The organism is Streptomyces sp. NPDC043853, assembly GCF_056436025.1.
On sequence record NZ_JBWKDJ010000016.1, the window covers coordinates 25,110 to 50,092 of the forward strand.

Here is a 24,983-nt window from a genome sequence, read left to right on the forward strand (position 1 = left end):
GCGAGGGGATCGGGGCCGGGAGGGGCGGGTGCCGGCACGTGGCGCGCGCCGTACGGAGGCTGGGTCTCAGGCGGCCGTACCCGCGGTCCGGCCGGTACGCCAACGCGCGTAGAGCCGGAGCAGCGCGTGCACGCGATAGGGGCTGGGCGGACCGTCTTCCAACAGCCCGGCGTCCACCAGCTGTTCGAGCACCCCCTCGGTGACCTCGAGCCCGGGCGCGGGGCCCGGGGACGGGCAGTCGCCCAGCAGCAGGAAGGCCTCACGCAGCTCCTCGGGCAGGGCGGCGACGGCTCGCCCGAGGACGTCCGGCAAGGAGAGCCGGGAGTCCTCGGGGAGCGCCAGCCGGCCCACCGGGTCGGCAGCGATCCACGCGGCGCAGTCCGCGACCGACAGACCCGGCCGGGTCAGCAGCCGCCCCGCGGCGATGCGCAGAGCGAGCGGGAAATACCCGCAGACCTCGGCCAGTTCGCGGGCGGCCTCCGGTTCCGCCGAGATCCGGCCCGCCCCGGCCAGTCCGGCCAGCAGGGCGTGCGCCTCGTCCTCGCCGAGAACGTCCAGCCGGTGCACCACCCCGCCGTGGGTGGCCACCACGGCGGCGAGGGCACGCCGGCTGGTGATCACCAGCCGGGTGTCGTCCGCGGACACGGCAGCCGCCAGTGGCAGTACCTGTCCCGCGCCGACGGCATCGTCGAGCAGCAACAACCGCTGTCCGGCGGCTGGTTCTGGAATCAGCCCGCGTGCCTCCTGCACGGTGACCGCGCCACCGTCCGCCCGCGCGAGCGGAACCACGGTCACCCCGCCGGGGAACGCCTCGCGGGTGTCGTACGCGCAGCGCAGCGCCAGCGCCGACTTCCCGATCCCGGGCGCGCCGCACACGACCATGACGCGAGGGCCGTCGGGGTCTGCCAACTGGATCGCCAGGGCCATCCGTTCGGCGACCCGGCCGGCGAAGCCGACGGGCGGCGGCACGAGCTCCCCGGTCGCCCTGACCACTGCCGCTACCGGCGGGCGGACCTGCGCGGGGGCGGTCACGGCCGGTACCGGTACCGGTGCCGGCCGCAACGGCACGCCAGCCGCCTCCGCGGCGGCGGGCCCCGGCACGGTCGGCACCCCCAGTGCGCCCGCCGCGCCCGCAACACCCGCCGCGCCCGCAACACCCGACGCGTCCGCCGTACTCGTCGGAGGAGGCGCACCTGCCGTACCCAGCGCACCCCACGGGCCCGTCGTTTCCGCATCGTCAGGAACGGGCAGAGCGGCAGCGGCCCTCCTGCCCGGAAGGGCGACGGAGGACAGTGGCCCGTTCGCCCCGCCCAGCTCCTCGGCCCGCAGGATCGCCAGTTCCAGGCGGCGCAGCCCCGGACCAGGGTCGACGCCCAACTCCTCGCGAAGCCGCTCGCGTACGGCGCGCAGCTCGGCGAGCGCCTCGGCCTGACGCCCGGTCCGGTACAGGGCTTCGATCAGCTGCTCGGTGAATCGTTCCCTCACCGGATGGCGGCGTGCCGTGGCCGCTTCGTAGAGGTCCACCAGCACCTGATGGCAGTTCCCGGCGGCGAGTTCCAGATCGCAGACCCGCTCAAGCACCCGCAGCCGTTCCTGCTCCACGGCCGGGACCGCGTCCCGGTGCAGCAGCCCCGAGGCCACGTTGGACAGGGGCTGGCCCTGCCACAGGGCGAGTCCCGCCCGCAGCCGGTACCGCTCCTCGCCGGGCCCGTACGCCGCACCCGTGCCGGCCGGGCCCTCGACCAGCTCCCGGAAGGCGACCAGGTCCGAGCTCGTGGCGTCGACCCGCATCCGGTACCCGCCGGGAACCGCCTCGATGGTCGTGGCGGATATTCCGTACTTCGCGAATAACCGGCGCAGCCTCAGGACGCACGTCTGGAGTGCGCCCCGGGCGGTGCCGGGCGGCTCTTCGTCCCAGACCGCGTTCAGCAGGTACGAGGTGGAGACGACGGACCCCGGGTGCAGCAGCAGGGCCGCGAGCAGACTGGTCGGTTTCGACGGCTTGAGAACGACGGTTTCGGGACCGTGGGCAATGCTCAGAGGCCCCAGAAGCTGGAAACGCACAAGGTTCCCCCGGTCACGTGTGGGGGCAGGTCCGGGCGCAAACCGGCCATCGTTCCGCCCCCCGTTGGGCGGTGATTGACTGGCACATTACAGAAGGGATCTTCCATAAGTCGAGCCGAGGAAAGCCCTCCGTGCAGGGCCGGGGGGTTTGGACCCCTGCTCGTCGCTTTGGCGTTATCCGTAGTTACCGACAGTGTGTCAATTACGTTGAGGAATGAACGAATCGCCCGCCCGACCTCCGGGTCTCCCGGAAGGCTCCGCGGCGAGGAAGGGGAATTCGGCCATTCCTGGACGGCGATATCAGGCCGTGGATGAAGGTGCGGTCCCCGCTCCCTCCCACACGCCCCACCCGGAACCCGACAACGCCCCGACCGGCCGGCACCGCCGGCGCGGCACATCATTCCCCTACGATCATTTCGGACACAGGGGCGTCCGGTCTTTTCTCGGCGCCGAGCGGAGATCAGGTTGCGCATCACATCCAGAGCGGATTGCGCTCCAGGGGTCACGCCCTTCGTGCTGTCCGTGTGCGCCGGAAGGTGGACGTACCCTTCCGCGACGTGCTCGGGTTCCACGGTTCCAGGCAGATTTTCGAGACCCTCGTGCACGGCGCCGACGCCGAGCTCGCGCCGGGGCTGACCCCCGCGATCGGCCCCGCCGTCAAGGCAGCCGTCCTCAGCCTGGCGCCACCGTGCCCACGGACTCGGCAGCGCCTCGCGCGCCGGTCGCGGGTGTGGCGGGACGTGCGTCCACCTGCTTCGTGCCGGGGCCGGCAGTGCGGTGGGCGCGTTCGATGGCCTGGCCCCAGTACGTACCGGCGACCATGAGCGCCGCACCGAGCGCGGCGAGGAAGGTGAAGTGCTCGCCCGCCAGGCCGATGCCGATGGCGGCGGCCCACACGGGTTCGGTGCCGAGCAGCAGGCTGGCCCGGCCCGCGGAGGTGCGCTGGATGGCCCAGGTCTGGGCGAGGAAGGCGAAGACGCTGCAGAACAGGGCGAGGTAGACCAACTGGCCCCAGGTGCCGACCGAGGCATGGGCCAGGCTCGGCAGACCGCCGGCGGCCGGCACGAGGCACAGCCCCGTCCCGACGACCATCTGCACGGACGTCAGCTGCAACGGACGCAGCGAACGGCCTGCGGTGAGCCGGCCCACGAGCACGACGTGCCCGGCCCGCACCACGGCCGCGGTCAGGATCAGCGCATCGCCCGCACCGGGAGCACGCAGGCCGTGGCCGGCGGTGAGCAGGCCGACGGCCACCACGCACGTTCCGGCGGCGAGGTAGAAACGGGGCGGCACCCCGCCTCTGCCGCCCGCGCGGTCCAGCAGCGGAGTGATCACCAGGGTCAGGCTGATCAGCAAGCCCGCGTTCGCCGCACTCGTACGCGCCACGCCGTAGGTCTCCAGTACCAGGACCGCCGCCTGCGTCACGCCCAGCAGCGACCCGATGCGGATCTCCTCCCGGGTCCAGCGGTCGCCCCGTCGCCGGGCCGTTGCCAGGACGAACGGGATGATCGCCAGTGCGGATATCAGGTACCGGGCGAAGAGCACCACCAGGACCGGGACGGCATCGGTGGCGGTCTTCGCGGTGAGGTAGCTGGAGCCCCAGACGAGGGCGACGAGCAGGAGCACCAGATCGGTGCGACGGGTGTCGGGCATGCGGCCCACCCTTCCCGACCAGCACATTGAAGCCAAGACCCAACCCTTTAACCGACCCTTTAGCAGCGCTACAGTGTGGCGATGGACGAGAGACAGCTGCGGGTCCTGCGTGAACTGGGCGAGCTGGGCAGCGTGACGGCCACGGCCGAGGCGCTGATGGTCACACCCTCGGCGATCTCGCAACAGCTGAGACTGCTCCAGCGCTCGGTCCCCGTTCCGCTGACCGAGCGCGACGGCAGGCGGCTCGTGCTGACACCGGCCGGAAGGGCTCTGGCCGGGGCCGCGGTCGAGGTCGAAACCGCCCTCGCCCGAGCCCGCCGAACCGTCGACGAGTTCCTCGGCCAGAGCGGCGGCCCGGTATCGGTGGCAGCCTTCCACAGCGCCGCCGCGGCCTTCGGGCCCCGCCTGCTGAGCGACCTGTCCGCCCCGGGCTCACCCCGGCTCGCGCTCGCCGACGAGGACGTCGCCCAGACCGACTTCCCGCGGCTGACCCGCTCGTACGACATCGTCATCGCCCACCGACTCGACCACGCCCCGCCCTGGCCGCCGTCCGTGTCCGTGACCCCCCTGCTGCACGAGCCCCTCGACGTCGCCCTGCCCGCCGGCCACGCCCTGGCCGAAAAGCCCGAGCTGACGGCCGCCGACGTCGCCCACGAGCCATGGATCACCACCCACGACGGCTTCCCGCTGATGGCCACCATCGAGGCCATCGCCGCCGCTGCCGGCCGTCGCCTGCACCTGGCCCACCGCATCAACGAGTTCACCGTCGCCGCCGAACTCGTCGCCGCCGGCGGCGGAATCGCCCTGATGCCACGCTGGACCGCCCGCCCGCACCCAGAGGTGACCCTCAGGCCCCTGACCGGAGTCCACTCACGGCGCCACATCGACGCCCTGCACCGTCCCGAGCGCACGGCACGGAGAGCCGTCCAGACCGTCCTCACCCACCTGCGGACCGCCGCGAAGGCCATCAGCAGCCCGGCGTAGACCATCCTCGCCGTCAGCCCGGCCACGGAGCAGCGGCCGCCGACTCCGCATGGTGGCATGGTGTCTCCCATGCAGATCCGGATCGAGGGCTTCAACCTGCCGGGCCGCACCTGTGCGGCCGGCCCCGGCTTTCCCGGGTACAGCGACATCCACGTCGCCGTCCAACCGCGTGCGCGAGACGGGCAGCTGCTCGCTCCCCGGCCCGGCGATGCCGTCTCGGCGGCCTGGACCTTGGACTGCACCGCGAGGGCAGGCGCCGCGGGCGTCGACTTGACGGGGCCGTGGATCCAGGGCCGTCCCGGGCAACGGTTCATCTACCTCTCGTGGAGCGGCGTCGACAGTGCCGGCGTCAGCACCATGTTCCGCCGGGCTAAGCTCATGCTGGACGCCGTCGACCCCTCAGTGGTCGACCACGCAGTGCGCTCCGGGCTGCTGGTCGCCCGCCTCGGCCTGACCGACGCGCACGGCCGGCCCCTGTGCGCCGCCGTCCGCCCGCCGGTGGTCGTCTGGTCCTCAGGTGGCGGTGGTCGGGTTCGGACGCGACGGTGATGAGATGCCCCGGGGGGCGGAGCCCTCAAGGCGGGCCGCGGCAGGCCGCGCGGAGCGCGCGACGGTACCGGCCGGACGGAGGAGCCGACCTGGCTCGCGCGCGAAAACCGATTGGACGGGAAGCTGCGGGTTGCTAACCTGCGGAGCACCGTGACAGGACGCCAGGAGGTGAGACCCATGAAAGCTGTATCGAGGTGGGTGCTCCCTCCTTCCGTCACGGTGTGCGACTGACTCAGGTGTCGTCGGGAGCGCCTCTGCAACCAGGCACTCCTGAAAGGCGACAGCCATGCATTCAGTAACGATCAGCCGAGTGGCGGAGACCCGGTGGCAGGCCGTGACCGACGGCCGGATCGTCGGCCACGGCGATGTCTGGCAGCGGTCCGACGGGCGGCGCCTCGTCAGCATCGACGTGTGGCAGGACGTAGTATTCGGCCGACTCGCCGCCTTGATCACGATGCTCCAGCGCATGGGCGCCCGTAGGGCCGGCAGCAACCTCGAACTCGTGCGTCACTGACGCCGTACCGGCCCAGCGACGACGATCGACACCCACTCCCCACCAGAGAAATGAGTGACCTTGGCAAGAACGGCAAAGGGCCTGGAAGTCGAGGGCACCGTCCTCGAATGTCTGCGCAACGCGACCTTCAAGGTGGAGCTCCAGAACGGGCATCACGTGCTCGCCCACATCAGCGGGAAGATCCGGAAGAACTACATCAGGATCCTCCCGTTCGACCGGGTGCTCGTGGAAGTCAGCCCCTATGACCTGACCCGCGGTCGGATCCTGTACCGGTACCGGACCTGAGCGGCGGGAAGCGCGTGCCCGGACCGCTCCCGGGCGCACGCTTCGGCCCGGAGTCCCCCTGGTGGTCATCACCGCCACGGGGGAACTGCCCGGCCGAGGATGCGCGTACCGGCCAGGGGCCAGTGGCCGAGCCGCTCCACCGAGTACGACGGCGCAGCGGGCGGATGTCCTTGTGTCGTGCCGGTGTTCCCGCCGGATCAGATGTCGATCGGGGTCAGCCCGGGGTAGATGTCCTGCCAGCGATAGCGACGGCAGCGGAAGTGCCAGTACGCGAAGGCCGTCATGTAGCGGTCGAGGTGGGGGCGTTGTTCGTCGGTGGCGAGGTCGAGGATGCGGCGGTAGGCGGCCAGGCCACCGTCGAGGCTCCGGCGGTAGGCGGCGAGATAGGGGATGTTCTCGCTCACCGAGCGGCGGTAGATCAGGCTGGCGTTGAAGTCCTCACCGTCCACCGCCTCCTTGTAGAAGGACAGGACGTCATTGATGGTGTTGAGGAACGCGACGCAGGAGCTCAGCGCCGCCGCCCAGAAGGCCCGATCGCGGTTGGCGCTCAGGCACGGGGCGGTGAACTGAAGTGATGCGAACCAGAACTGGGAGAAGCCGTTGAAGACGCGGACGAAGTCGCTGTCGACCTCGTCGGACGCCTCCGGCGTGAACTCCGCCTCCATGAGGACGCCGGCCATACCGTTGTAGAAGAAGGTCTTGAAGACCGCGAGGAACGTCGGATCGCAAAACCGGGCCACCTCGTTGAACATGTGTCGGATGTACCGTGCGTTCGGTGATGATGCGGGCACCTCGGGCAGCATGCCGAACCGCAGGATGGCTTCGGCCTCTCCGGGATCGTGGCAGCACACGTCATCGACGTGAGTGGTGAACACCCAGATGCGATCGACGGCGAGGGCGAGTGCGTCGTCGGCGATGGGCATCATGAGGGCGCGCATCAGCGTCACGTTGTCGGTGGTGGCCGGGGGCACACAGACGCCGTACGCCGCGAACTCGGTGCGCAGCACGCCGGCGTCGGCACGGGCCTGCGTGAGGTTGACGGGCGGATCGAACGGCTCGATGACGGAGATCAACCTGTCGACGAGGCCGGAAGACAGGACTTCGGCGACCATCGCGCGGTGGCGAGGGTCAGGAACGGAATCGAGGCCGCGCCGCACGGTGTACTGCAGGGTGTCGATACCGGGCGGCCGGTGGTGCCTGGGCGTGAGGCGGCCTGTCGAGTCCACGCCGTGTCCCTTCGGGGTGCTGTTCCGGTGGAGCCAGGTCCTCCATGGCTCCACCGGATCCTCCTACAGCCGGTGCTTCGTCGGCGGTACATGAGGCTTCGCCAACTCGACCGGGTGTATGCCTCCCCTGGGGATTGACGGGAGCCGGACGCATGCTCAGCGTCGGCGGCCGTCGTGGCGCGACAGCCGGTGTGACCTTCACGAGGAGGCTGAGATCGCGCCCTGGGACGATCGGCGGTGCTGCATGTCGGAAAGCTTGATGACGAAGGTCATCGCGAAGACCGCGGCGATGATGTGCAGGGTGTCGGCGCCGATGAGGAGCTTCACGGCACGTGCCGAGGGGCCTGCCTCTTCGGCTCGCTGGTAGGCGTATGCGGCGGCTTGATTGCTCAGCATCGCCAGAACGAAGCCTGCCCACCAGAGGTTCACGGGGGTGAGGGAGCTGCCGGCCAGGTGCCCCGCTGCGGGCTGCTGCGTGCTCGCCTTCCAGGTGCCGACCGCGATCTGGTAAGGGATCCAGAAGGCGGCCAGCGGGATGAGCCAGCCGCCCACCGCCCAGCCCGGGCCCATCCGGAACTGCCCCGGAGCGAACAGCTCGGCGTTCGCGCGTGTGCGGCGGAACCACGCGATGAAGGCGATACCGGTGAGGACCAGTGCCATGCCCTGGAAGTTCGCCGTGAGGGAGTAGTCCCTCTCGGCACGGGTCCACGCGTCGTCGGCGATCACCGACGTGTCGTCGGCCAACTGCTGCAGTACGCCGTGAAGGCGGGCTCCTGCAGCTATGGAGACCAGATCGGTGACGATGGTGAAGGCGAAGAGGACGTACAGCGCGACGGCGAGGGCGTGGAGTGAACGAAGGCGTGGTGCTTTACGTCTCCTCTCCGGTCTGTGCGACGGCGCGCTCGGGGTACTGACGGACATGACGGAGATTCCTCAGGTGATGTGTAGTGCTGATGATCGTTCTGCTGCGGCAGTGCGACGGCGTGCGGCGTCCTGGAGGCGAAGTCAGTTGATCTGGCTGTACTTGTTCCAGCCCTTGTCCAGGAAGGCGCGCCCGGCGAAGGTGTTGGTGCCGCCCAGACCGGTGGCCTTGTAGAGCCACACGTCGCCCCTGGCGTCGCGGCCGATCAGGTCGGCGCGGCCGTCGCCGTTGAGGTCACCTGGGGCCGCGAGGGCGTTGTACGCGTTCCAGCCGGTGCCCACGAGCTCGCGGGCCGCGAAGGGAGCGGCCGCATTGCCCGTGCCCTTGTACAGGTACAGCTTGCCGTCGGTGCCGGTGGCGGTGATGTCGGCGCGGCCGTCGCTGGTGATGTCGCCGGCGCCGACGATGGACGTGTAACCGTTCCAGCCCGGTCCGACCTTCACCGGGTCGTCGAAGGTGACGGTGTCGCCGTGGCCGGTGTGCAGGCGCAAGGTGCCGCCCTTGTCCCGGCTGAGGAGGTCGCCCCGGCCGTCGCCGTTCAGGTCTCCGGGGCCGAGGATCAGGTTGCTGCCGGTGAAGCCGCCCTTGACGACGGCGCCGCCGTCCGCGACGCGCAGGTTGGTTCCGGTCCAGTGGTAGTCGGTGGTCCAGTTGTACTTGTACACGGCGGTGGCGGTGATCCGGGTGGCGCCGGCCGGCACCTTCTCCGCGTAGGTGAAGCCTTCCTTCGCGAACCTGCCGGTGGTCAGGTTGATGTGCTGTCGGACGGTTCCCGAGGCATCCACGCCCTGGACGCCGTGCTTGCCGTAGACAGGGGTGACGCCGGAGTTGACGACCAGGTCGGTGTCGGTCCACGGGGGAGTGAGGCTGGTGGGCCCACCCCACTTCAGACGGCTGCCGAAGACACCGTTGCCCTTGCTGGGGTAGTGGTACATCGTGCCGTCGGGCGTGATCGCGTTCAGTCCGCCCTTCGCCCCCGCGAAGTCGTCACCGGCCACCAGCTTGTTGTAGACGTTCCAGCCGGCGCCGACGAGGGTGCGGGTCTTGAACGGGGCGGATGCGCTGCCGGTCCCCTTGTAGTAGTAGAGCTTGCCGTCGGGGGACTTCGCGAGGAGGTCCCCGTTGCCGTCGGCGTCGAGGTCGCCGGCGCCGACGATCTGGTCGTAGATCCCCCAGCCGCCCCCGACCTTGACCCGGTTGGCGAAGGGGTTGCCGGCGGCGGCGCCGGTGGCCCGGTAGAGGTAGAGGTCGCCGGAGTGGGTACGAGCCAGGAGGTCGCCCCGGCCGTCGCCGGTGATGTCGTTCGTGGCGATCAGCTTGTTGTAGACCTGCCAGCCCGTCCCGGTCCAGGTCGCGGCCTGGGCCCCCTTCGCGTACGCCTGGTGGAGGGCGAGGCGGCCGTCGGGGAACCAACGGAGCAGCTCGGTCCCCCAGCCGCCGCGGATGTTGCCGAGAGCCAGGACGTCCTGGGCGGCCTCCGTCTCCTCCAGGGCGTAGGGGGACCCGGGGTCCGATCCGTCGGACGCCTGGACGGTGCGGAAGACACCGCGAGAAGTCCGGAACAGCCGGTCGCCGACGAGGTCCCCGTTCAGGTCGGTGCGCGGCTTGAGCACCCTGCCGGCGAAGGCTGTCCGGTCCGCACCACTGGACTCCTGCCCGACGGCGGAGGCGGGTGACGCCGCGAGCAGGGTGCCCGCCGTGACGGCGAGGGCGGTGCCGGCCGCGATGCGGGCATGGCGCCGGGAACGTGCGAATGAGCTCAAGGATCCCCCCAGGATCATGTGGAACGGGGCAGATGGCACCGTGAGAGTCGCGAACGCGCACGGCGGCGAGCGGTGAGTGAACCATCAGCCGGAAAGTGCTCGACATACTACTTGCCAGTACCTGCCGAAGTGCGGGGCCCACGGACCAGGCCGTGACGCCCGCCCTCGGGCCCGACGGGCCGAAAGACAGGTGCGGCGGGGGCACTGGCGCTCAGGGGAGATCCGCGAGGCGGTGAGGTCGCGTGGCCATGGGCGGCAAGCCCGCTGGATCGGCCTGTGTGGGCACCTCCTGCCATCGCGCGGACTCTGGACGGTAGGAGTGCAGACCGCGGACCCGCGGTCGGGGAGAGGCCGGTCGCCCGTCACCGGGCCGGCCGGCCCCTCCCTCGCACCACGCGATCAGCGGAGACGGGATCGGGTGGGGCGGCCCGCGCCACCCAACCAGGACCCACGGGCGGCCCGTCACCACCAGGCCCTGGTTGTCTCGGCTGCCTCGGGGCTAGCGGTATTCGCAGAGGTAGGCGGTTTCGACGGCGACCTTGAGCTGGAACTTGCTGTTGCCGGGGACCTTGAAGTGGCTGCCGGTGGAGAAGGTCTCCCATTCGGCGGCGTTGGGCAGCTTGACGGTCAGGGCACCGCTGACCACGTGCATGATCTCCGGGGCGGCCGTGCCGAATTCGTACTCACCGGGAGCCATGACACCGATGGATGCCGGGCCTTCCTCCTGGGTGAAGGCGATCGACTTGACCGTGCCGTCGAAGTATTCGTTGACCTTGAACATATGCGTTGCGTCCTCTTGGGAAACGAGCGGAAACCGATGGCCGGCCCGTCGCGCCCTGGTTACCGGCGAGGGGAAGGCTACCGGTACCGACCAGGCCCTTCACAGCTCACCTGCCCGGCCGCTCCGAGGCCCGAGGCCCGAGGCCCGACTGTCATGTGGTCCAGATGTCCAGCAGCTGATTTGCCGCACGGAAGTTGTCCGGTGAATCCGCGTTGCACACCACGGTGACTGCGGTGTTCCGGTCCGGGCTCACCTTGAAGGTGCTGTGGAACTGCTCCCAGTCGCCGCGGTGCACCAGGCTCTTGTCGGGAAGAAGGAGGATTCCGGCTCCGTACCGCCCCTCCTCGATGCCGCGCCGGCGCAGGACGTCGCCCACACTCACCGCGCCCTTCGTGACTCCGGTGAGCAGTTCCGTTCCACCGATGCGGCCGGTGCGGTAGTTGTCGGCCCAGCGGACGAGTTCCCCGGGAGTGGTTTGCACGGACCCGTCTCCGTACTGTTTCCAGGGGGAGGAATTGGGAGTGAAGGAGCCGTCCTTCTCGTCGTACGACTTCGCCTTGCCGGGAACGTCCACCGCCGGGGACAACGTCATGCGCAGCTGCAGCGGGGCGAAGAACTCGCGCTGGAGGAACGCCGGGAACGGCTTTCCGGTGACCCTTTCGACGACATGGGCCAGGAGGACGTAGTTGGAGTTGGAGTAGGAGAAACGCTTGCCCGGTGGATCCTCCGGCCGGGAGGCGAGGATGGCGGCGATCGCTTCCTGCTGGCCGGCCGGATCCGTCAGCTCGATTCCCTTGGCCTCCAGAAGATCCTGGTAGTCGGGAATGCCGCTGGTATGGCGCATCAGGTCGCCCAGGGTGACCGCCCGCGTCCAGGCGGGCGGGTCGTCAAGGAAATCGGACAGTGGGTCGTTCAGTGCGAGTTGATGCCGCCCGGCCAGCAGAAGAACGGCATCTGCCGTGAACTGCTTGGAATTGGACGCCATGTCGAAGACCGTCTTCGAGGTGATGGCACGCCCGGTCGCCAGGTCGGCTTTCCCTCTCCCCGACTCCCAGACGACCTCACCACGTTTGCCGACCGCGGCCGCGCAGCCCGGCCCGTCAACGGACGGCACCAGTTCCTCGAGGACCCCTGAACTGCTTTTCTCCCGGTCGTCTCCGGCTGTGTGTGCCTGCGGGCCTACGAATCCGGAAAGGGCGACCACGAGCATGGCACCCCCGGCCGTGCACAACGCCGCCATCCGATTCACGAGGACCGCCTTCCTCCCTACTGTCGAGAGTCCTCCGACGGCCATGCCCTGGCCAATCGATCAAGGGTCGGCAGATTCCGGCGAGGGTCGGCAGATTCCGGGTACGGACGGTCGAGGTGGCCCGGGCGGCGGGTGGACGACCTGCTGCGGATCGGACTGCCTGCCCGGCTTCATCGCACATGGCGGGGTTCATTCCCCCGCGGTGTCCTCCGCCTCCCAGCGCAGCAGGTCACCCGGCTGGCACTGGAGCACCTCGCAGAGCGCGGCGAGCGTTGCGAAGCGCACCGCCTTGGCGCGGCCGTTCTTCAGCACCGCCAGGTTGGCGGGCGTGATCCCCACGCGGTCCGCGAGCTCGCCCACGGACATCTTCCGCCTGGCCAGCATCACGTCGATCTCGACGGCGATCGGCATCAGATCACCTCGTCCAACTCGGCCTGCATCCACGTCGCTTCGACGTCGCGCGCGACGGCCTGGGCGAGCAGCATCCGCAGCACCAGCACGATGAGCGCGACCCCCAGGATGGCCAGGCCGACCCCGCCCATGATCACGCTGACGCCCGGGTCCTCCCGCTGGCCCGGCGCATTGAGGATCGTGACCGCGAACCACACGAGGGCGGCCGCCACGATCGCGCCGATCACGCCGTCCACGTACCGGAAGGCGGCGTGGGAGAACACGGTCCCGCGCCGCACCATCGCCACCAGCCGCCATACGCAGACCAGCGCGACCTGCGCCGACACCATGCCCAGGATCGTGAGCAGGCGCAGCGGAGTCAGCGGGAGGGACCCGTCCTCCGGGTCGGTGGCCAATGCCCACACCATCAGTGCCTGGACGAACACGGTGCCTGCGAGCACCACCACGAGCACGGCACGCAGTGCACGCACTGTCAGCTTTCCCATGACCCAGCCTCCCATCGAGTTACGATGGGAATCTATCGATTTTCGATAGGTGAAGCAAGGGCTGGGACGCGGGGGCAGCCGTCTACGCGGTGATGTGGAGGACGCATACGTCGTCGCGGCGTGGTGTCGGGCCGGCCAGACCGGTGAGGATGTCGTCGAGCATGCGGCGTCCCGGTGCCGGGTGCGCCGCCCGGATGGTGGTCGCGGCGTGGGCAAGACGGTCCAGGCCTTCCCGCAGGTCCTCGCCTGGGCGTTCGATCAGGCCGTCGGTGTAGAGCAGGAGCTGGTCGCCGGGGTGGAGTGCGAGGGTGGTTTCGGTGTAGCGGCTGTCGGCGGTGGCTCCCAGGAGGATGCCTTGGGGCTGGGAGAGGAAGCGGGCCCGGCCGGCGTGGACGAGGAGCGGCGGGGGGTGGCCGGCCCGGGCCCAGGTCAGATGCCGGCTGCTGGGGTCGTAGCGGGCGATGACCAGGGTGGCGGTGGCGAAATGGTCGTCGGCGGTGTGCAGCAGGAGGGTGTTGAGCCGGGTCAGGATGCCCGTCAGTGACGTGCCGGTGACGGCCATGCCTTTGGCGGTGAACCGCAGCTGGGCCATGGTGGCCACGGAGTCCAGGCCGTGCCCGGCGACGTCGCCCACGACGAGGAAGGCGCTGCCGTCGGGCAGTGCGATGGCGCTGTACCAGTCGCCTCCGACATTCAGGCCCTGCTGCGCGGGTTCGTAGGCGACCTCGACGTGCAGGCCGGCCAGGTGCAGGGACTGCTGGGGCAGGGGCAGCAGGGCGTGCTGGAGGCGGGCGGCGAGCTCGCGCTCCGCGTCCAGCAGACCGCGCTGGGCCGTGGCGGCGACCTCGTGCTCGAGGAGTTCACCTTCGAACCGCTTGGTGGAGGTGATGTCCTGGACGATGCCGTGGACCTCGACCGGTGTGCCCTCGGCGTCGTGTTCGGCCTCGGCGACGACCCGTACGTGCCGGATTCCGGCGGGGGTGGTGATCCGGAAGGAGAGGTCGACCGGCAGGCCCTTGTCCAGCAGGCGCCGGACGTTCCTGTCCAGGACCGGGAGGTCCTCGGCCACCACGTGAGCGGGCAGCTCCTCCAGGGGCAGCGGCCCCTCCCGCACCTCACGCGCGAAGATGGCGTAGACCTGTTCCGACCAGGTGACCGTGCCGGTGACCTGGTTCCAGTCGGCCCATCCGAGGTTGCCCAGACGCTGCACGACGGCCAGCCGCCGCTGCTCCCGTTCGCTGTTGTCCAGCCGTTCCCAGGAGACCACCAGCCGGCCCCGCCACGGTGCGGCCCGTACGCGGAAGCGCGAGCGTTGCGGGATCTGCGCCACGACCTCCTCGTACTCGAACGGATCTCCCACCCACTCGGTCCCGGTCTCCAGTGCGCTGCGAAAGCCGTCCCACAGCGCGGTGCCCACGACCGTCGGGTACGCCTCCACCACCCCGAGACCCACCAGCTCCTGACCGGTGCGGCCCCCGATGTCCAGCGCGCCGGGAGACGCGGCCACGATGCGGTAGTCCTCCGCCTTCCCCCGCAGACCCCGAACCGGGGCGAGCAGGACCACCGAACCGGGCAGGCACCTCAGCAGCTCGCTCTCCCACCCGCCGGCCGCCTCCTGCCCCAGGACCGCTACCGGCGCGGCGGCAGCCCTGGCCTCGCCCGACGGGCGGTCCTGCCCGCCGACCCCTTCCGCTGCCGGGCTGTGCCACAGGCCGGCAGCATCGGGCCTGGCGTCCACGGGAACGTCCGGATCAGGCCTGCGGGCGGTCGCCATCGTGCTCACCGGAAGGGAACCGAGCGGTCGCGCCGGGATCCGCAGGCGGATCGGCGAACAGGGCCAGAAGATCGGCCACCTCCCGGTGGGCCTCGGCGGGATGGCGGAAGAACGTGTGACGCACGACCCCGTAGTGGTTGCGGCGCCCGTGCCGGGAGCGGGTGAGGTAGCCGGCGCTCTCCAGGTCGTTGACGATCGCCTGCACCGCGCGTTCGGTCACCCCGCACGCCGCGGCCAGCTCCCGCACACGGACTTCCGCATCACGGGAGATCATCAGCAGGACACGGGCGTGGTTCGTCAGGAACGTCCAGCCCGTGCGCGGTTCCCGTTCACCGAACACACCGCAAGTATGCACCCGGATTCCGGTTTCGCGCATCACCATTCCGTTCCGGTCGAGGATCCACGCCACGGTCCGGTGCTCCCTCCCATCGGGACGGGGGTCCCGGCTACTCCGAAGTCACATCCTGAAGTTCCGTATCTGCAATCTGAGATTCCAATAGACCTAGTAGATGCAAGGATGAAGGACTGTTAGAGTCCGCATGCGCTACTAGGTACCGGGTGGCGAAACGATCGGTCCGAACCCCTGGCCTGCCCCTGAGCGGCGTACATCCGCGAGGCAGGCAGCCGCTGTGATGCCGTGGCGATTCCGCACCCGACGACGTCTGCGCCCCACCGTCCGGCCTCCGCTTCGTACCGCGCCATCCAGCTTTCGACGTCCAGCGCTCATCGCTTGTCGCCATCAGATGAGGAGAGCCACATGAACACAGGACTTCTACGCCGCTTCGCCGCAGGCAGGACGGTGCTCCTGGGTGCCGTACTGGCCCTGGCGCTGCCGGGTTCCGCCTCCGCCAACACCGTGAGCGTGACCGTGAAGACCCCCGGGGCCACCAGTGGGCCCGCCGCCGCCAACTCCGAGATATCGACCCACGCGGACTGTGCCTCGGGCCTCATCTCCGGCGGCGGTGTCAACCAGGCCATCGGCACCGGCTCGGGTGTGAACGGCAACCACGTCAACGGCACCTCGCCCAGCTCCGACGGCACCACCGAATACACCGGCTCCACCGGAGTCGTGGGCACCGATGTGACGCACTGGCTCGGCATCGGCGGAAGCGGCGGCCAGGTCAACGCCTCCTTCTCGACGACCCCCTACGCGGTCTGCTTCACCAGCAACCTGGTCAACCACACACGGGTGGTCATGAACAAGGCCAACACCCCCACCACCGGCGCCACCGTGGGCCTCGTGGTGGCGACCTGCCCGGCCAACACGCGCCTGCTCGGCGGCGGCGCCCGCACCACCCCCGGCAACACCGGCAGTTACAAGGTGATCGCGAGCTTCCCCACCTTCAACAACTCCGCGCACGACTACGGCCAGAAGGCCGCGGCCGACGGTGAGACCAATCCCGACTCCTGGACCGCCGTCGGCTGGGACGGCAACAACAACAGCGCCAACTACACCTACGCCTACGCGATCTGCAGCGGCAGCGGCATCAACGTCAGCGGAGCCACGGTCACCGTCCGCCACAGCGAGGTGAGCGGCCCGACCACCGGGAGCACCGGCCAGACGGCCACCGCGGGCTGCGGCGGCAACGACGGGAAGCTCGTCAGCGGGGGTGCCGCGGTCAGCGGAGGCGGCGTGACGACCACCGACTTCACCGGTCCCGGCTCGGGCGGCGACCACCTCAACGGAAGCTTCCCCAGTACCTCCGGCGGCGCCGCGGTCGGCGACGGGACCACCACGGCGGCGTACTGGACGGCCTCCGCCCACACCGGCGGACAGAGCTCGCCCGGCACCCACACCGACGCCTGGGTCCTCTGCGCCGACGACGGCGTCTGAGGCAGCGGTTGCGGACGACCGGCCACCCACGAGAAAGCCAGAAAGAGAATCCGATGAACACGAAACTCCGGCGGAGCTCCGCCACGGCCAAGGCGCTGATCCTGGCTGGCCTGCTGACCGTGGCGGTGCCGGGATCCGCGTACGCCAAGACCGCCCGTGTCACCGTCGTCACTCCCGGGCCCACCATGGGCCCCGCCACCCCCTTCACCGGGGTCACCTCGCACGCCGACTGTCCCGACGGCCTCGTCTCCGGCGGCGGGGCCGACCAGGGCATCGGCAACGACGAGATGTCCAACGGCAACCACGTGATGGGCATGGTGCCCAGTGCCGACGGCGCCACCGAGTACATCGACACGCCCGGGATCGTAGGCTCCGACGCCACGCACTGGATGGCGTTCGGCGGAAGCGGGAGCCGCAGCAGTGACGCCTTCTCCACCACTCCGTACGCGATCTGCCTGCGGAGCAATCTGATCAGGCACACCCAGGTGGTCATGAACAAGGCCCCCGGACCCACCACCGGACTGTCCTCGAAGCTCGTGACGGCGACCTGCCCGGCCGGCACCGTCCTGATCGGCGGCGGCGCCCGCACCACTCCCGCCGGCGTCGGCAGCCTCAAGCCGATCGCCAGTTTCCCCACCTTCAAGAACGCCGAGCACCACTTCGGCTCGATCGCAGCGGGTGATGGCGAGCGCAACCCCGACTCCTGGACGGCGGTCGGTGGGATCGGCGGCGGACGCGGCGCGGACAACATGACCTACGCCTACGCGATCTGCAGCGCGGACGACATCAACCTCAAGCACGTCGCCACGACGGTCCATTTCACCGAGGTCAGCGGACCGAACACGGCCTCCACGGGACAGACGGCGACGACCGGCTGCTCCCTTGAGGACGGGCAGCTGGTCAGCGGCGGCGCCGCGATCAGCGGCGGCAACGTGACCACGAGCGACTTCAGCAAGGCGACCTCGGGCGGCCCCCACCTCAACGGCAGCTTCCCCAGCGACGCCGCCGGCACCCCGTCGGGTGACGGGAGCTGGAACCCGTCGCACTGGACGGCAGCCACCCACAGCGGCGGTTCGCCCTCCCCGGGCAGCTACTCCGACGTCTGGGCGCTGTGCCTGGATGTCCGACAGGGAAACAGCAAGTAGCGCCTTCAAGCCACAGAACAACCGCCGGAAAGCCCGAACGGGGGGCAGGCACGAGGAGGGGCCCGGGGGCCTGCACCAGTGCCACGCAGATCGAGACGCGTGAGGCTGAACTCATCTTCCCGAAACCACGTTTGGAGGAACTCGTGCTCATCTCCGCCTCACCGTCCTCGCGCAGCGCACTGCGGTACCGCGCCGGCCTCCGGGCATGGGGGGCAGCCGTCTGCTGCGGCCTGATACTGGGCGGGCCCTCCGCTGCCACCGCCGCCACAGTGCCCGCCGCCCATGCCCAGGCACAGGCCCGGCACAAGGAGCACGACCGGGGCACGCTGATCTCCGCCGAGAAGCTGTACACGCTCGCGACCCCGCAGGAAGTGGCCGCCGAGCTGAGGGCGGCCGGGTTCGCAGACGACACCGTCCGGCACGGCGTGGTCGCGTACCGGCTCGTCTACCGCACCGTCGATCCGCACGGACAACCCACCACGGCGAGCGGACTGTTCGTGCTGCCACTCACCAGCGCGAAGCGTCTGCACGCGGTCTCCTTCGCGCACGGCACCGGCAGCCACAAGGACGATTCCCCCTCCATGAAGCGCCGCGCTTTCGTGTCCGCGCCGGTGATCGCGCATGCATCGGCCGGCGCCGCGGGGGTCGCGCCCGACTATCTGGGGATGGGCACGGGACCCGGTCTGCACCCCTGGATGGACATCGGCTCCGAGACCACGGCATCCCTGGACATGCTGCGCGCGGCCCGCGCCTTCGCGCCGCGCACCGGACACGAGCTGGAACGGAAGGTCATGGTCACCGGCTTCTCACAGGGCGCATCGGCGGCGCTCGGGCTCGGCCGGGCCCTTCAGACGGGTGAGGACCGCTGGTTCAGGCTCGGCGCGCTGGCACCGGTCAGCGGCGCGTACGACTTCGGCGGCACGGAGTTGCCCGCGCTGCTCGAGGGCAGGCTGGAACCCAAGTCCAGCGTGCTGTACGCGGCCTACACCCTGGTGGCGTTCCAGCGGCTCCACCACATCTACGACCAGCCCGGCGAGGTCTTCCGGGCCCCGTACGACAGTACGGTCGAGGCGCTCTTCGACGGCGCACACACGGGGGAGCAGCTGATGCGCGGCACCCCGGGCACGCTCGATGAGCTGCTGACCGAACACGGCCGCCGGCTGCTCGCGCATCCGACGGGCCCGCTGGCGGCGGCGCTGCGCACCACCGATGCCGTCTGCGCCGACTGGAGCCCTCGTGCCCCGGTCCGGCTCCATCTGGCGAGCGGGGACGAGCAGGCCGTCACCGCCAACACGGAGCAGTGCCGGGCGGCTCTGCTCAGGAACGGCGTGGACGCCCCGGTCGTCGATCTCGGCGCTGTCGACTACCACGGATCCCGTCACCTGGGCTCCAATGTCGCGGCCACGTCGGAGATCGTGCGCTGGTTCGGTGAGTTGCGCCGTCAGCCGTGACGGCGCGCCGGAGCTCAAGACGGCCCCGGACGCGGGCGATCGCCCGCCTGGCGGCGTAGGAGCAGGCGGAGAAGTGTTTCCGTTCCCTGCGTTTCGGGAATGCCGCGAAAGCCACGGCCTATCGCGGCGCGCATGGCCGGAACGCGGTCTTTCGGAACCAGTGGTGCGCCGGTTATCACTGGCGAGTGTGCTCCGATCGCCGCAGCCAGGGAGGCGCCTGATGACGGCCCCGCTGATGACGAGCTTCGATGAGGTCTACGCCCTGCCCGACCCACGAGGCTACTTCACCCGGCTGCGCCCCCTCGCCTACCGCACTCCGCAACACGCCCAACACCTGTTCCGGGAACTGCTCGGCGAACTCGGCCCCGGCCCGCACACCGTGCTGGACCTCTGCTGCTCCTACGGCATCAACGCCATCCTGCTCAACCACTACCTGACCTTGGATCAGTTGTACGCGCGTTACTCCTCTCCGGAGCTGGCCGGGCTCAGCACCACCGAACTCATCGCCCGGGACCGGGCCTTCTACGGCGCCAGGCGACGCCGCGACGCGGTCCGGACCATCGGGCTGGACGCCTCCGGGCCGGCCGTCGCCTATGCGCGGGCCGCGGGCCTGCTCGACGAGGGACACTGCGGGAACCTGGAGGCCGCCGAGCCCGGCGAGGCCCTGCTCCGGGCCGCCGCCGAGGCGGACCTGATCACGGTCACCGGCGGCAGCAGCTTCCTCACCGAACGGACCTACGGCCCGCTGGTGGCCGCCAACCGGGGCCGTGCCCCGGTGGCCTCCTTCGTCCTGCGCCAACACGACTACCGCCCGGTCGCCGCATGCCTGGCAGAGGCGGGGCTGGAGGACCGCCGCTCGCCCGTCAGCTACCCGCAGCGCCGGTTCACCGATACCGGAGAGCAGCGCCGGGTCATCAACGCGGTCGTCGCGCGAGGCGAGGATCCGACCGGCAAGGAGGCGGCGGGATGGCACCACGTGTGGCTGCACGTGGCCAGACCCGTCAGACGGGCCGGCCGGCCGAGGTAGCGCGGAACACACCAGGGTCAGGGGTTCGGGCCGTCCAGGCCGGACGCTACCGCGGCGCCCTGCCGGCGTCCTGCGCGCCGTCCGTGGTCGCGGCGTCGTAGCCGAGCAGGGTGCGAAGGACGTCGTTGACGGCTCGGTCGCGCGGCAGCATGCCCATGTAACAACCGCGCCGTACGAGCGGCAGGAAGGGCTCCTGGGTGTCCAGGACCCGGCGGGCCCAGAACATGTCGCTCTTCGCGGACGCGTCCACCTCGGCGGCGCTGTGCCGAAGGACCGAGCCGAACAGGGCCTGGGCCTGGGCGAGGTCCACCGGCGTGTACCGGTCGGCGCCTTCGAGCCGGCCCATGGCCGCCGCCAGCAGCTGCTCCGCGGCGAACGGGTCGAGGGCGTAGTCCGGCGGCTGATGGATCAACCAGGGCTGACCGGGCTGCGCCGTGGCCGGGGGTGCCGGCATGAACGGCAGCACCGGCGGCGCCGGCCCGTCGGGATCCGCACCCGTGCCCGGTTCCGCCAGCTCCCACTGGTGCAGCCAGGCGCGCCCCCGTTCGTAGGCACGGCGCAGTTCGCTCCGGGACAGCAGCCGGTCGCGCAGCTCGCCCGGCGGCGCCCAGCCGAGGAACGTGCCCGGCCCGGTGTCCGCCAGGATGGCCGTGAAGACCACGGCCCGGGGCCGGCCGACCCGGGCAGCCCCGGCGCAGAACACGAGCAGTCGGGTGTCCCACCAGGCGGTCCCATCCGCCAGGTCCACCACCGCCACCTCGGAGTGCACGGCCTCCTTGAGGACTTCCACGGCCGCCCGCGTGCCGGCGTCCCCGAGCATGTCTCCCGGTTGGAGTCCCATCAGCGGCGGCACGGAGATCTCCCGCCCCTCCGGACGGGCCTCCGGGAAGTGCAGGGCGACGCCCATGACCTCGACCGAGCCACCGCCGGTCAGCGAGTCCAGCACCACCAGGATCAGCGGCAGCAGACCCAGCACGAGTGCGATGACGAGCACCGTGCCCTCGTGCTGCTCGCCCGGCCAGTCGGCCGTCGCTCTCAGCACGATCGTCACGGTCAGCAGAATGACCAGCAGCACGACCGAGGAGTACACGGCCCGCCGGCTGGACCAGGGCCAGAACGGCCCGTCCGACCTGTCCACGCCTCCCACTGTCGGACCGGCCCACCTCCCCGTCAAACGCGTGGCAGCGGAGAGACGAGCGCCCGGGCCCGGGGTGATGTGCTCACCCCCGCTGGCAGCAGGTCTCCACGACACGCCCGTCACCGCCGAGCAGAAGTCAAAAAATGTCCGCATTGGTGCGGTAAGTGGGTCTGGCGGTCGCAACAGACGTGCCACCGGGACACTCGAGCCTGGAGGCTGTCGGGATGGGCAAACCAACGGGGCACGATCGGCCCGCGGGAACCGCAGCGCCCGTCGCCGCCGGTGGGGCCGTCGGCGACGGAGCACCGGGGACGCCGGGGCGCCGGGGACGCCGGGGACGACGCCGGGTCCGCGCGTCCGGGCGAGGCCGGAGAGGGCCATCCCGGCGGGGGACGGGCACGGCGTGCTGGACGTTGCGGTCAGGGTTGCCCTCAGGCCCCTTCCCGGTCGACGAGCCGCAGAACCTCGCCTGTCTGCGCCGGCACCGCTTCACCCTGCCCCGGATCGCCGATCCCGGGCTCGTGCCCTACGACCTGCCGGCCGTGAATTGCGGGCAGGACTCCGGATGCAGCCTCCTGTCGGTCATCGAGCGCTCCGTCCCCGATGCCGCCGCCATGGACCACCAGGCGTGGGACAAGATCAAGTCACGGGCCTCGGCAGACGGCCTGGCGCCGCCTACGCCGAACTCGACCCCGCAAGCGGCCGGATCACCGAGCACCGCAGCGACGTCGAAGGCGCCAAGCTCGCCGGGCTGGCCTTCGACTGCTCCGGCAACCTGTGGCTCCAGTACGACCTGCCCGGACTGATCGACCGCGTCCGCCCGGACCTGACCACCAGCCGCTACACGCTGCCCACCGCCGCCCCGGTCGGCCACCGCATCGTCTCCGGCCCGGACGGCTCCATGTGGTTCACCGAACTGGGCGCCGACATCGTCGGCTCCATCACCACCGGCTGCCCGCCCGCACACCGGCGTCCCGAGCCGACTGCGTGAGCCGGGCCTGGTTTCGGCGACCGGGCAGGCCTGGCCGATGACCTGAGCCCGAGGTTCGTGGCCGGTTCGGTGCGGAGCGTCCTGGACCGAGACCGGGGCACCCCTGCAACTGCTCACCATGGGCCGGAACGCGCGGGTGAGCGCCGAGCCCGCCCCGTGCGGCGACTGGCCCGTCGAGGTCGAAGTCGTCGAAGGCTCCATCACCAGACCGCTGGAGTGTGTCCGGGCCTTCGACGGTGTTCCCCGCCGCAGCCCATCCCTCCCACGGTTCAGAAGCCGATGCCACCGGTGATCACGGCCGGGCACGAGCAGGAACCACTCAGACCGTCCGCCCGTCATCTCCAAGGGAGTTGCCACAGAATCAACACCCTTTCGCTCTTCACCACCGAGGTCCGAGGAGTCTCAATGACTGAGTCAAGCCGTCTGCGCGATCGGATCGGGGGTGAAGACCCGGTTGTCGCGCAGGAGGGCCCACAGGACGCTGACCCGCCGACGGGCCAAGGCGATGATCGCCTGGACGTGCTTGCACCCCTCTGCGCGCTTCTTCAGGTAGAAGTCCCGGTTCGGCCCTTCGCGCACGATGCTGGTCTGCGTGGACAGGTAGAAGACCCGTCGCAGGCGGCGGCTGTAGCGTTTGGGCCGGTGCAAGTTGCCGGTGCGGCGTCCGGAGTCGCGGGGGACGGGCACCAGCCCGGCCGCCGAGGCGAGGTGGCCGGCGTCCGCGTAGGCGGACAGGTCGCCTGCGGCGACGACGAGCTCGGCGCCGAGTATCGGCCCCAGACCGGGCAGGGACTCGATGATCTCGGCCTGCGGGTGGGCGTGGAAGGTGTCGCGGATCTGCTTGTCGATCCGCTTGAGCCGGTCGTCCAGGGCCAGGATCTGGGTGGCCAGGTCGGCGACGATCGCGGCGGCGACGTCTTCGCCGGGCAGTACGGTGCGCTGGGCCTCGGCGGCCTCCAGCGCGGTGGCGGCCACCGCGTCGGCGCCGCGCACGCTCCGGTTGGCCAGCCAGGCTGTCAGCCGGGCCCGGCCGCGGCGGCGTATCGCGGTCGGAGTCTGGTACCCGGTCAACAGGACCAGGGCGCCCTTGTGCGCGGAGTAGTCGAAGGCCCGTTCCAGCGCGGGGAAGATGCCGGTCAGCACGTCGCGGAGCCGGTTGATCATTCGCACACGGTCGGCGACCAGGTCCGAGCGGTGAGCGGTCAGCAGCGCCAGGTCGGCCGCGAGCTGGGCAGGTACCTCGATCGCGGTGAAGTCCCGGCGCTGGCGGGAGGTTTCGGCGATGACGTAGGCGTCGCGGGCGTCGGTCTTCGCCTCGCCGCGGTAGGCGCCGGCCATGCGGTTGACGGTTCGTCCGGGCACGTAGACGGCCTGTTGGCCGTGGGCCGCGAGCAGGGCGAGCAGCAGTGCGGAGGACGTTCCGGAGATGTCCACCGCCCAGTGGACCTGATCGGCCAAGTCCAGGATCTCGCCGAGCGCGGTCAGGATCGCCGTCTCGTCGTTGTCGATCTTCTTCGACCACAGCGTGGCGCCGGCCTCGTCGACCACGGCCGCCCAGTGATGGCCCTTGCCGGCGTCAACACCAGCCCAGGCGTGGGCACTTCGCTCGCTCACTCACCCCTCCTCGATCCCACCGACATCCCGTTGGCCCGAGGAACACCCCGCCGTCGTCTCCGTAAACAGCGATCGCACAAAGCGCGCACATCTCAATCAGCAGCCAGGGCGCCCCGGAAGACCGGGCGGCCACTCCTCGGAAGCCACTGAAGGCAGAGACCCATAAGCCACACCCGGCCCTCCCGGGCCGCCTAACAACTTACGGAGATCCATGGTCGACACCGTCAACTCACTGGCCACCCGTCTTCACGAAGTGCTGGTGGAGCTCCTGACCAGGGGACCGGCCGTGGCGGGTACCAGGGGCCTCCATGACGTCGTCGCGCGTGCCACGGCGCTCGGCTCCGACGGTGCGTGGCTCGCCGCCGCGGGCCGCGCGGGTCTCGGTGGGCTGGCGTGCGCACAGGGGCAGACGGAACTGGCCATCCTCCACCTCGAGGCCGCGGTGGCAGCCGGCTTCAACGACTGCGTGGGGCTCCACGTCGCCCCCATACGCCCGCTGCACCACGATCCCCGCTTCCAAGCCCTCTACCAGCGGATGCGCATCACCCAGGCCGACCTCGACGAGTTCTTCTGGCTGCACCAGGAAATGCAGATCATGTCGAGGGACGCCCAGAGAGCGAGCATCGACAACATCGGCCGTCTCGACACCGGGGTGTCGCTGCTCCCGCAGGCCCCCATGCCGACCCGCGAACCGAACACCCCCGGGGTCCTGATCACCCGCATCGATCTCGCCGCGACCCAGACCGCACTCCAGCAGACCGCGCTGAAGTCGGACTTCCAGCGCAGCTCCGGCAACACCAGCCTCAGCCTCATCGACGACTCGTGGGACTACGCCCGCGCCAGGCGCGACGCCTGGCACGCCGACGCGCTGGAATCCCACCGCCTGCAGGCCGCCGCGGCCCGGGCCTTCGTCGAACGCCCCGGCGCCGACACCACGCTCATGCCCTGCCCGCCGCTGGGCTCGATCACCTATCCGGGCTGAGTAGGGGAGAACAGACGGCAGCCTTCCCGACCCTCTGGCCATGAGGGCCCGCCGTCGGTACTGCTCCGCGACGTCACCGAGTGATGCCTCCGGGTGACCCAGACCGTCCTTCGACAGCGGATCCAGTCGCTCCGCCGTCCA

The 24,983-nt window shown here is 70.4% G+C and carries 23 protein-coding genes; 10 read left to right on the forward strand and 13 right to left on the reverse strand.

The window, feature by feature from the left end; all coding sequences use genetic code 11:
* Nucleotides 1-66: 66 nt before the first annotated feature.
* Complete coding sequence (locus AC067U_RS31350) at nt 67-2,064, reverse strand: AfsR/SARP family transcriptional regulator (protein ID WP_478833203.1); 1,998 nt, start codon at nt 2,062-2,064, stop codon at nt 67-69.
* 672 nt (nt 2,065-2,736) lie between these two features.
* Nucleotides 2,737-3,717 (reverse strand): DMT family transporter, encoded by a 981-nt coding sequence (locus tag AC067U_RS31355; protein WP_478833204.1) that lies wholly within the window; start codon nt 3,715-3,717, stop codon nt 2,737-2,739.
* 81 nt (nt 3,718-3,798) lie between these two features.
* Between AC067U_RS31355 and AC067U_RS31360 the strand changes: the two genes are divergently transcribed.
* The 4 genes from AC067U_RS31360 (at nt 3,799) to infA (ending at nt 6,049) form a co-directional block, all read left to right on the forward strand.
* Nucleotides 3,799-4,701 carry a LysR family transcriptional regulator gene (locus AC067U_RS31360; protein WP_478833205.1) on the forward strand — a complete coding sequence of 301 codons (903 nt, stop codon included), beginning with the start codon at nt 3,799-3,801 and terminating at the stop codon, nt 4,699-4,701.
* A gap of 69 nt (nt 4,702-4,770) precedes the next feature.
* A complete protein-coding gene (locus AC067U_RS31365; RefSeq protein WP_478833206.1) occupies nt 4,771-5,250 on the forward strand; it encodes a DUF5990 family protein in 480 nt (159 codons plus the stop codon).
* A gap of 310 nt (nt 5,251-5,560) precedes the next feature.
* On the forward strand, nt 5,561-5,764 hold the full coding sequence (locus AC067U_RS31370; protein ID WP_478833207.1) for a hypothetical protein: 204 nt from the start codon (nt 5,561-5,563) through the stop codon (nt 5,762-5,764).
* 60 nt (nt 5,765-5,824) lie between these two features.
* Nucleotides 5,825-6,049, forward strand: coding sequence for a translation initiation factor IF-1 (gene infA, locus AC067U_RS31375; RefSeq protein ID WP_478833208.1), 225 nt, complete (start codon nt 5,825-5,827; stop codon nt 6,047-6,049).
* Nucleotides 6,050-6,246: 197 nt separating this feature from the next.
* On the opposite strand, the gene AC067U_RS31380 is transcribed toward infA, so the two are convergent.
* The 9 genes from AC067U_RS31380 to AC067U_RS31420 form a co-directional block, all read right to left on the reverse strand.
* Nucleotides 6,247-7,206: an isoprenoid biosynthesis enzyme family protein gene (locus AC067U_RS31380; protein ID WP_478833209.1), complete on the reverse strand. Its 960-nt coding sequence runs from the start codon at nt 7,204-7,206 to the stop codon at nt 6,247-6,249.
* A gap of 267 nt (nt 7,207-7,473) precedes the next feature.
* Nucleotides 7,474-8,196: a DUF4328 domain-containing protein gene (locus AC067U_RS31385; RefSeq protein WP_478833210.1), complete on the reverse strand. Its 723-nt coding sequence runs from the start codon at nt 8,194-8,196 to the stop codon at nt 7,474-7,476.
* Between the two features lie 84 nt (nt 8,197-8,280).
* Nucleotides 8,281-9,960: an FG-GAP repeat domain-containing protein gene (locus AC067U_RS31390; protein WP_478833211.1), complete on the reverse strand. Its 1,680-nt coding sequence runs from the start codon at nt 9,958-9,960 to the stop codon at nt 8,281-8,283.
* 499 nt (nt 9,961-10,459) lie between these two features.
* Complete coding sequence (gene ppnP, locus AC067U_RS31395; RefSeq protein WP_478833212.1) at nt 10,460-10,741, reverse strand: pyrimidine/purine nucleoside phosphorylase; 282 nt, start codon at nt 10,739-10,741, stop codon at nt 10,460-10,462.
* 151 nt (nt 10,742-10,892) lie between these two features.
* Nucleotides 10,893-11,951 (reverse strand): serine hydrolase domain-containing protein, encoded by a 1,059-nt coding sequence (locus AC067U_RS31400; RefSeq protein WP_478833213.1) that lies wholly within the window; start codon nt 11,949-11,951, stop codon nt 10,893-10,895.
* Nucleotides 11,952-12,179: 228 nt separating this feature from the next.
* Nucleotides 12,180-12,401 carry a helix-turn-helix domain-containing protein gene (locus AC067U_RS31405; protein ID WP_478833214.1) on the reverse strand — a complete coding sequence of 74 codons (222 nt, stop codon included), beginning with the start codon at nt 12,399-12,401 and terminating at the stop codon, nt 12,180-12,182.
* Nucleotides 12,401-12,886 (reverse strand): DUF2975 domain-containing protein, encoded by a 486-nt coding sequence (locus AC067U_RS31410; protein WP_478833215.1) that lies wholly within the window; start codon nt 12,884-12,886, stop codon nt 12,401-12,403. Before AC067U_RS31410 ends, AC067U_RS31405 begins: the two co-directional genes overlap by 1 nt.
* A gap of 82 nt (nt 12,887-12,968) precedes the next feature.
* Entirely contained in the window at nt 12,969-14,660 is a 1,692-nt protein-coding gene (locus AC067U_RS31415; RefSeq protein WP_478833341.1) for a PP2C family protein-serine/threonine phosphatase, read from the reverse strand.
* Entirely contained in the window at nt 14,638-15,069 is a 432-nt protein-coding gene (locus AC067U_RS31420) for a helix-turn-helix transcriptional regulator (RefSeq protein ID WP_478833216.1), read from the reverse strand. The genes AC067U_RS31415 and AC067U_RS31420 overlap by 23 nt, the downstream gene beginning before the upstream one ends.
* 348 nt (nt 15,070-15,417) lie before the next feature.
* Here AC067U_RS31420 and AC067U_RS31425 point away from each other — a divergent pair, with 348 nt between their 5' ends.
* The 4 genes from AC067U_RS31425 (at nt 15,418) to AC067U_RS31440 (ending at nt 20,117) form a co-directional block, all read left to right on the forward strand.
* A complete protein-coding gene (locus tag AC067U_RS31425; protein ID WP_478833217.1) occupies nt 15,418-16,494 on the forward strand; it encodes a hypothetical protein in 1,077 nt (358 codons plus the stop codon).
* A 53-nt stretch (nt 16,495-16,547) separates the two neighbouring features.
* On the forward strand, nt 16,548-17,639 hold the full coding sequence (locus tag AC067U_RS31430; protein WP_478833218.1) for a hypothetical protein: 1,092 nt from the start codon (nt 16,548-16,550) through the stop codon (nt 17,637-17,639).
* A gap of 269 nt (nt 17,640-17,908) precedes the next feature.
* Nucleotides 17,909-19,090, forward strand: coding sequence for an alpha/beta hydrolase family protein (locus AC067U_RS31435; protein ID WP_478833219.1), 1,182 nt, complete (start codon nt 17,909-17,911; stop codon nt 19,088-19,090).
* A gap of 220 nt (nt 19,091-19,310) precedes the next feature.
* The gene (locus tag AC067U_RS31440; protein ID WP_478833220.1) at nt 19,311-20,117 is read left to right on the forward strand and encodes a hypothetical protein; all 807 of its coding nucleotides are present in this window, start codon (nt 19,311-19,313) and stop codon (nt 20,115-20,117) included.
* A 46-nt stretch (nt 20,118-20,163) separates the two neighbouring features.
* Here the strand turns inward: AC067U_RS31440 and AC067U_RS31445 are convergent, their stop codons facing one another.
* Nucleotides 20,164-21,255: a hypothetical protein gene (locus AC067U_RS31445; protein ID WP_478833221.1), complete on the reverse strand. Its 1,092-nt coding sequence runs from the start codon at nt 21,253-21,255 to the stop codon at nt 20,164-20,166.
* Nucleotides 21,256-21,883: 628 nt separating this feature from the next.
* Between AC067U_RS31445 and AC067U_RS31450 the strand changes: the two genes are divergently transcribed.
* On the forward strand, nt 21,884-22,246 hold the full coding sequence (locus tag AC067U_RS31450; RefSeq protein ID WP_478833222.1) for a hypothetical protein: 363 nt from the start codon (nt 21,884-21,886) through the stop codon (nt 22,244-22,246).
* A gap of 414 nt (nt 22,247-22,660) precedes the next feature.
* Here the strand turns inward: AC067U_RS31450 and AC067U_RS31455 are convergent, their stop codons facing one another.
* On the reverse strand, nt 22,661-23,860 hold the full coding sequence (locus tag AC067U_RS31455) for an IS110 family RNA-guided transposase (RefSeq protein ID WP_478833223.1): 1,200 nt from the start codon (nt 23,858-23,860) through the stop codon (nt 22,661-22,663).
* A gap of 211 nt (nt 23,861-24,071) precedes the next feature.
* Here AC067U_RS31455 and AC067U_RS31460 point away from each other — a divergent pair, with 211 nt between their 5' ends.
* Entirely contained in the window at nt 24,072-24,842 is a 771-nt protein-coding gene (locus AC067U_RS31460) for a hypothetical protein (protein ID WP_478833224.1), read from the forward strand.
* The last annotated feature ends 141 nt before the right edge of the window (nt 24,843-24,983 follow it).

Bases quoted from the DNA above. Each gene is read 5' to 3' on its own strand.
- AC067U_RS31355 (WP_478833204.1), bottom strand. From the start codon at position 3,717: ATGCCCGACACCCGTCGCACCGATCTGGTGCTCCTGCTCGTCGCCCTC.
- AC067U_RS31360 (WP_478833205.1), top strand. From the start codon at position 3,799: ATGGACGAGAGACAGCTGCGGGTCCTGCGTGAACTGGGCGAGCTGGGC.
- AC067U_RS31365 (WP_478833206.1), top strand. From the start codon at position 4,771: ATGCAGATCCGGATCGAGGGCTTCAACCTGCCGGGCCGCACCTGTGCG.
- AC067U_RS31385 (WP_478833210.1), bottom strand. From the start codon at position 8,196: ATGTCCGTCAGTACCCCGAGCGCGCCGTCGCACAGACCGGAGAGGAGA.
- ppnP (WP_478833212.1), bottom strand. From the start codon at position 10,741: ATGTTCAAGGTCAACGAATACTTCGACGGCACGGTCAAGTCGATCGCC.
- AC067U_RS31400 (WP_478833213.1), bottom strand. From the start codon at position 11,951: ATGCTCGTGGTCGCCCTTTCCGGATTCGTAGGCCCGCAGGCACACACA.
- AC067U_RS31405 (WP_478833214.1), bottom strand. From the start codon at position 12,401: ATGCCGATCGCCGTCGAGATCGACGTGATGCTGGCCAGGCGGAAGATG.
- AC067U_RS31410 (WP_478833215.1), bottom strand. From the start codon at position 12,886: ATGGGAAAGCTGACAGTGCGTGCACTGCGTGCCGTGCTCGTGGTGGTG.
- AC067U_RS31415 (WP_478833341.1), bottom strand. From the start codon at position 14,660: ATGGCGACCGCCCGCAGGCCTGATCCGGACGTTCCCGTGGACGCCAGG.
- AC067U_RS31425 (WP_478833217.1), top strand. From the start codon at position 15,418: ATGAACACAGGACTTCTACGCCGCTTCGCCGCAGGCAGGACGGTGCTC.
- AC067U_RS31430 (WP_478833218.1), top strand. From the start codon at position 16,548: ATGAACACGAAACTCCGGCGGAGCTCCGCCACGGCCAAGGCGCTGATC.
- AC067U_RS31440 (WP_478833220.1), top strand. From the start codon at position 19,311: ATGACGGCCCCGCTGATGACGAGCTTCGATGAGGTCTACGCCCTGCCC.
- AC067U_RS31460 (WP_478833224.1), top strand. From the start codon at position 24,072: ATGGTCGACACCGTCAACTCACTGGCCACCCGTCTTCACGAAGTGCTG.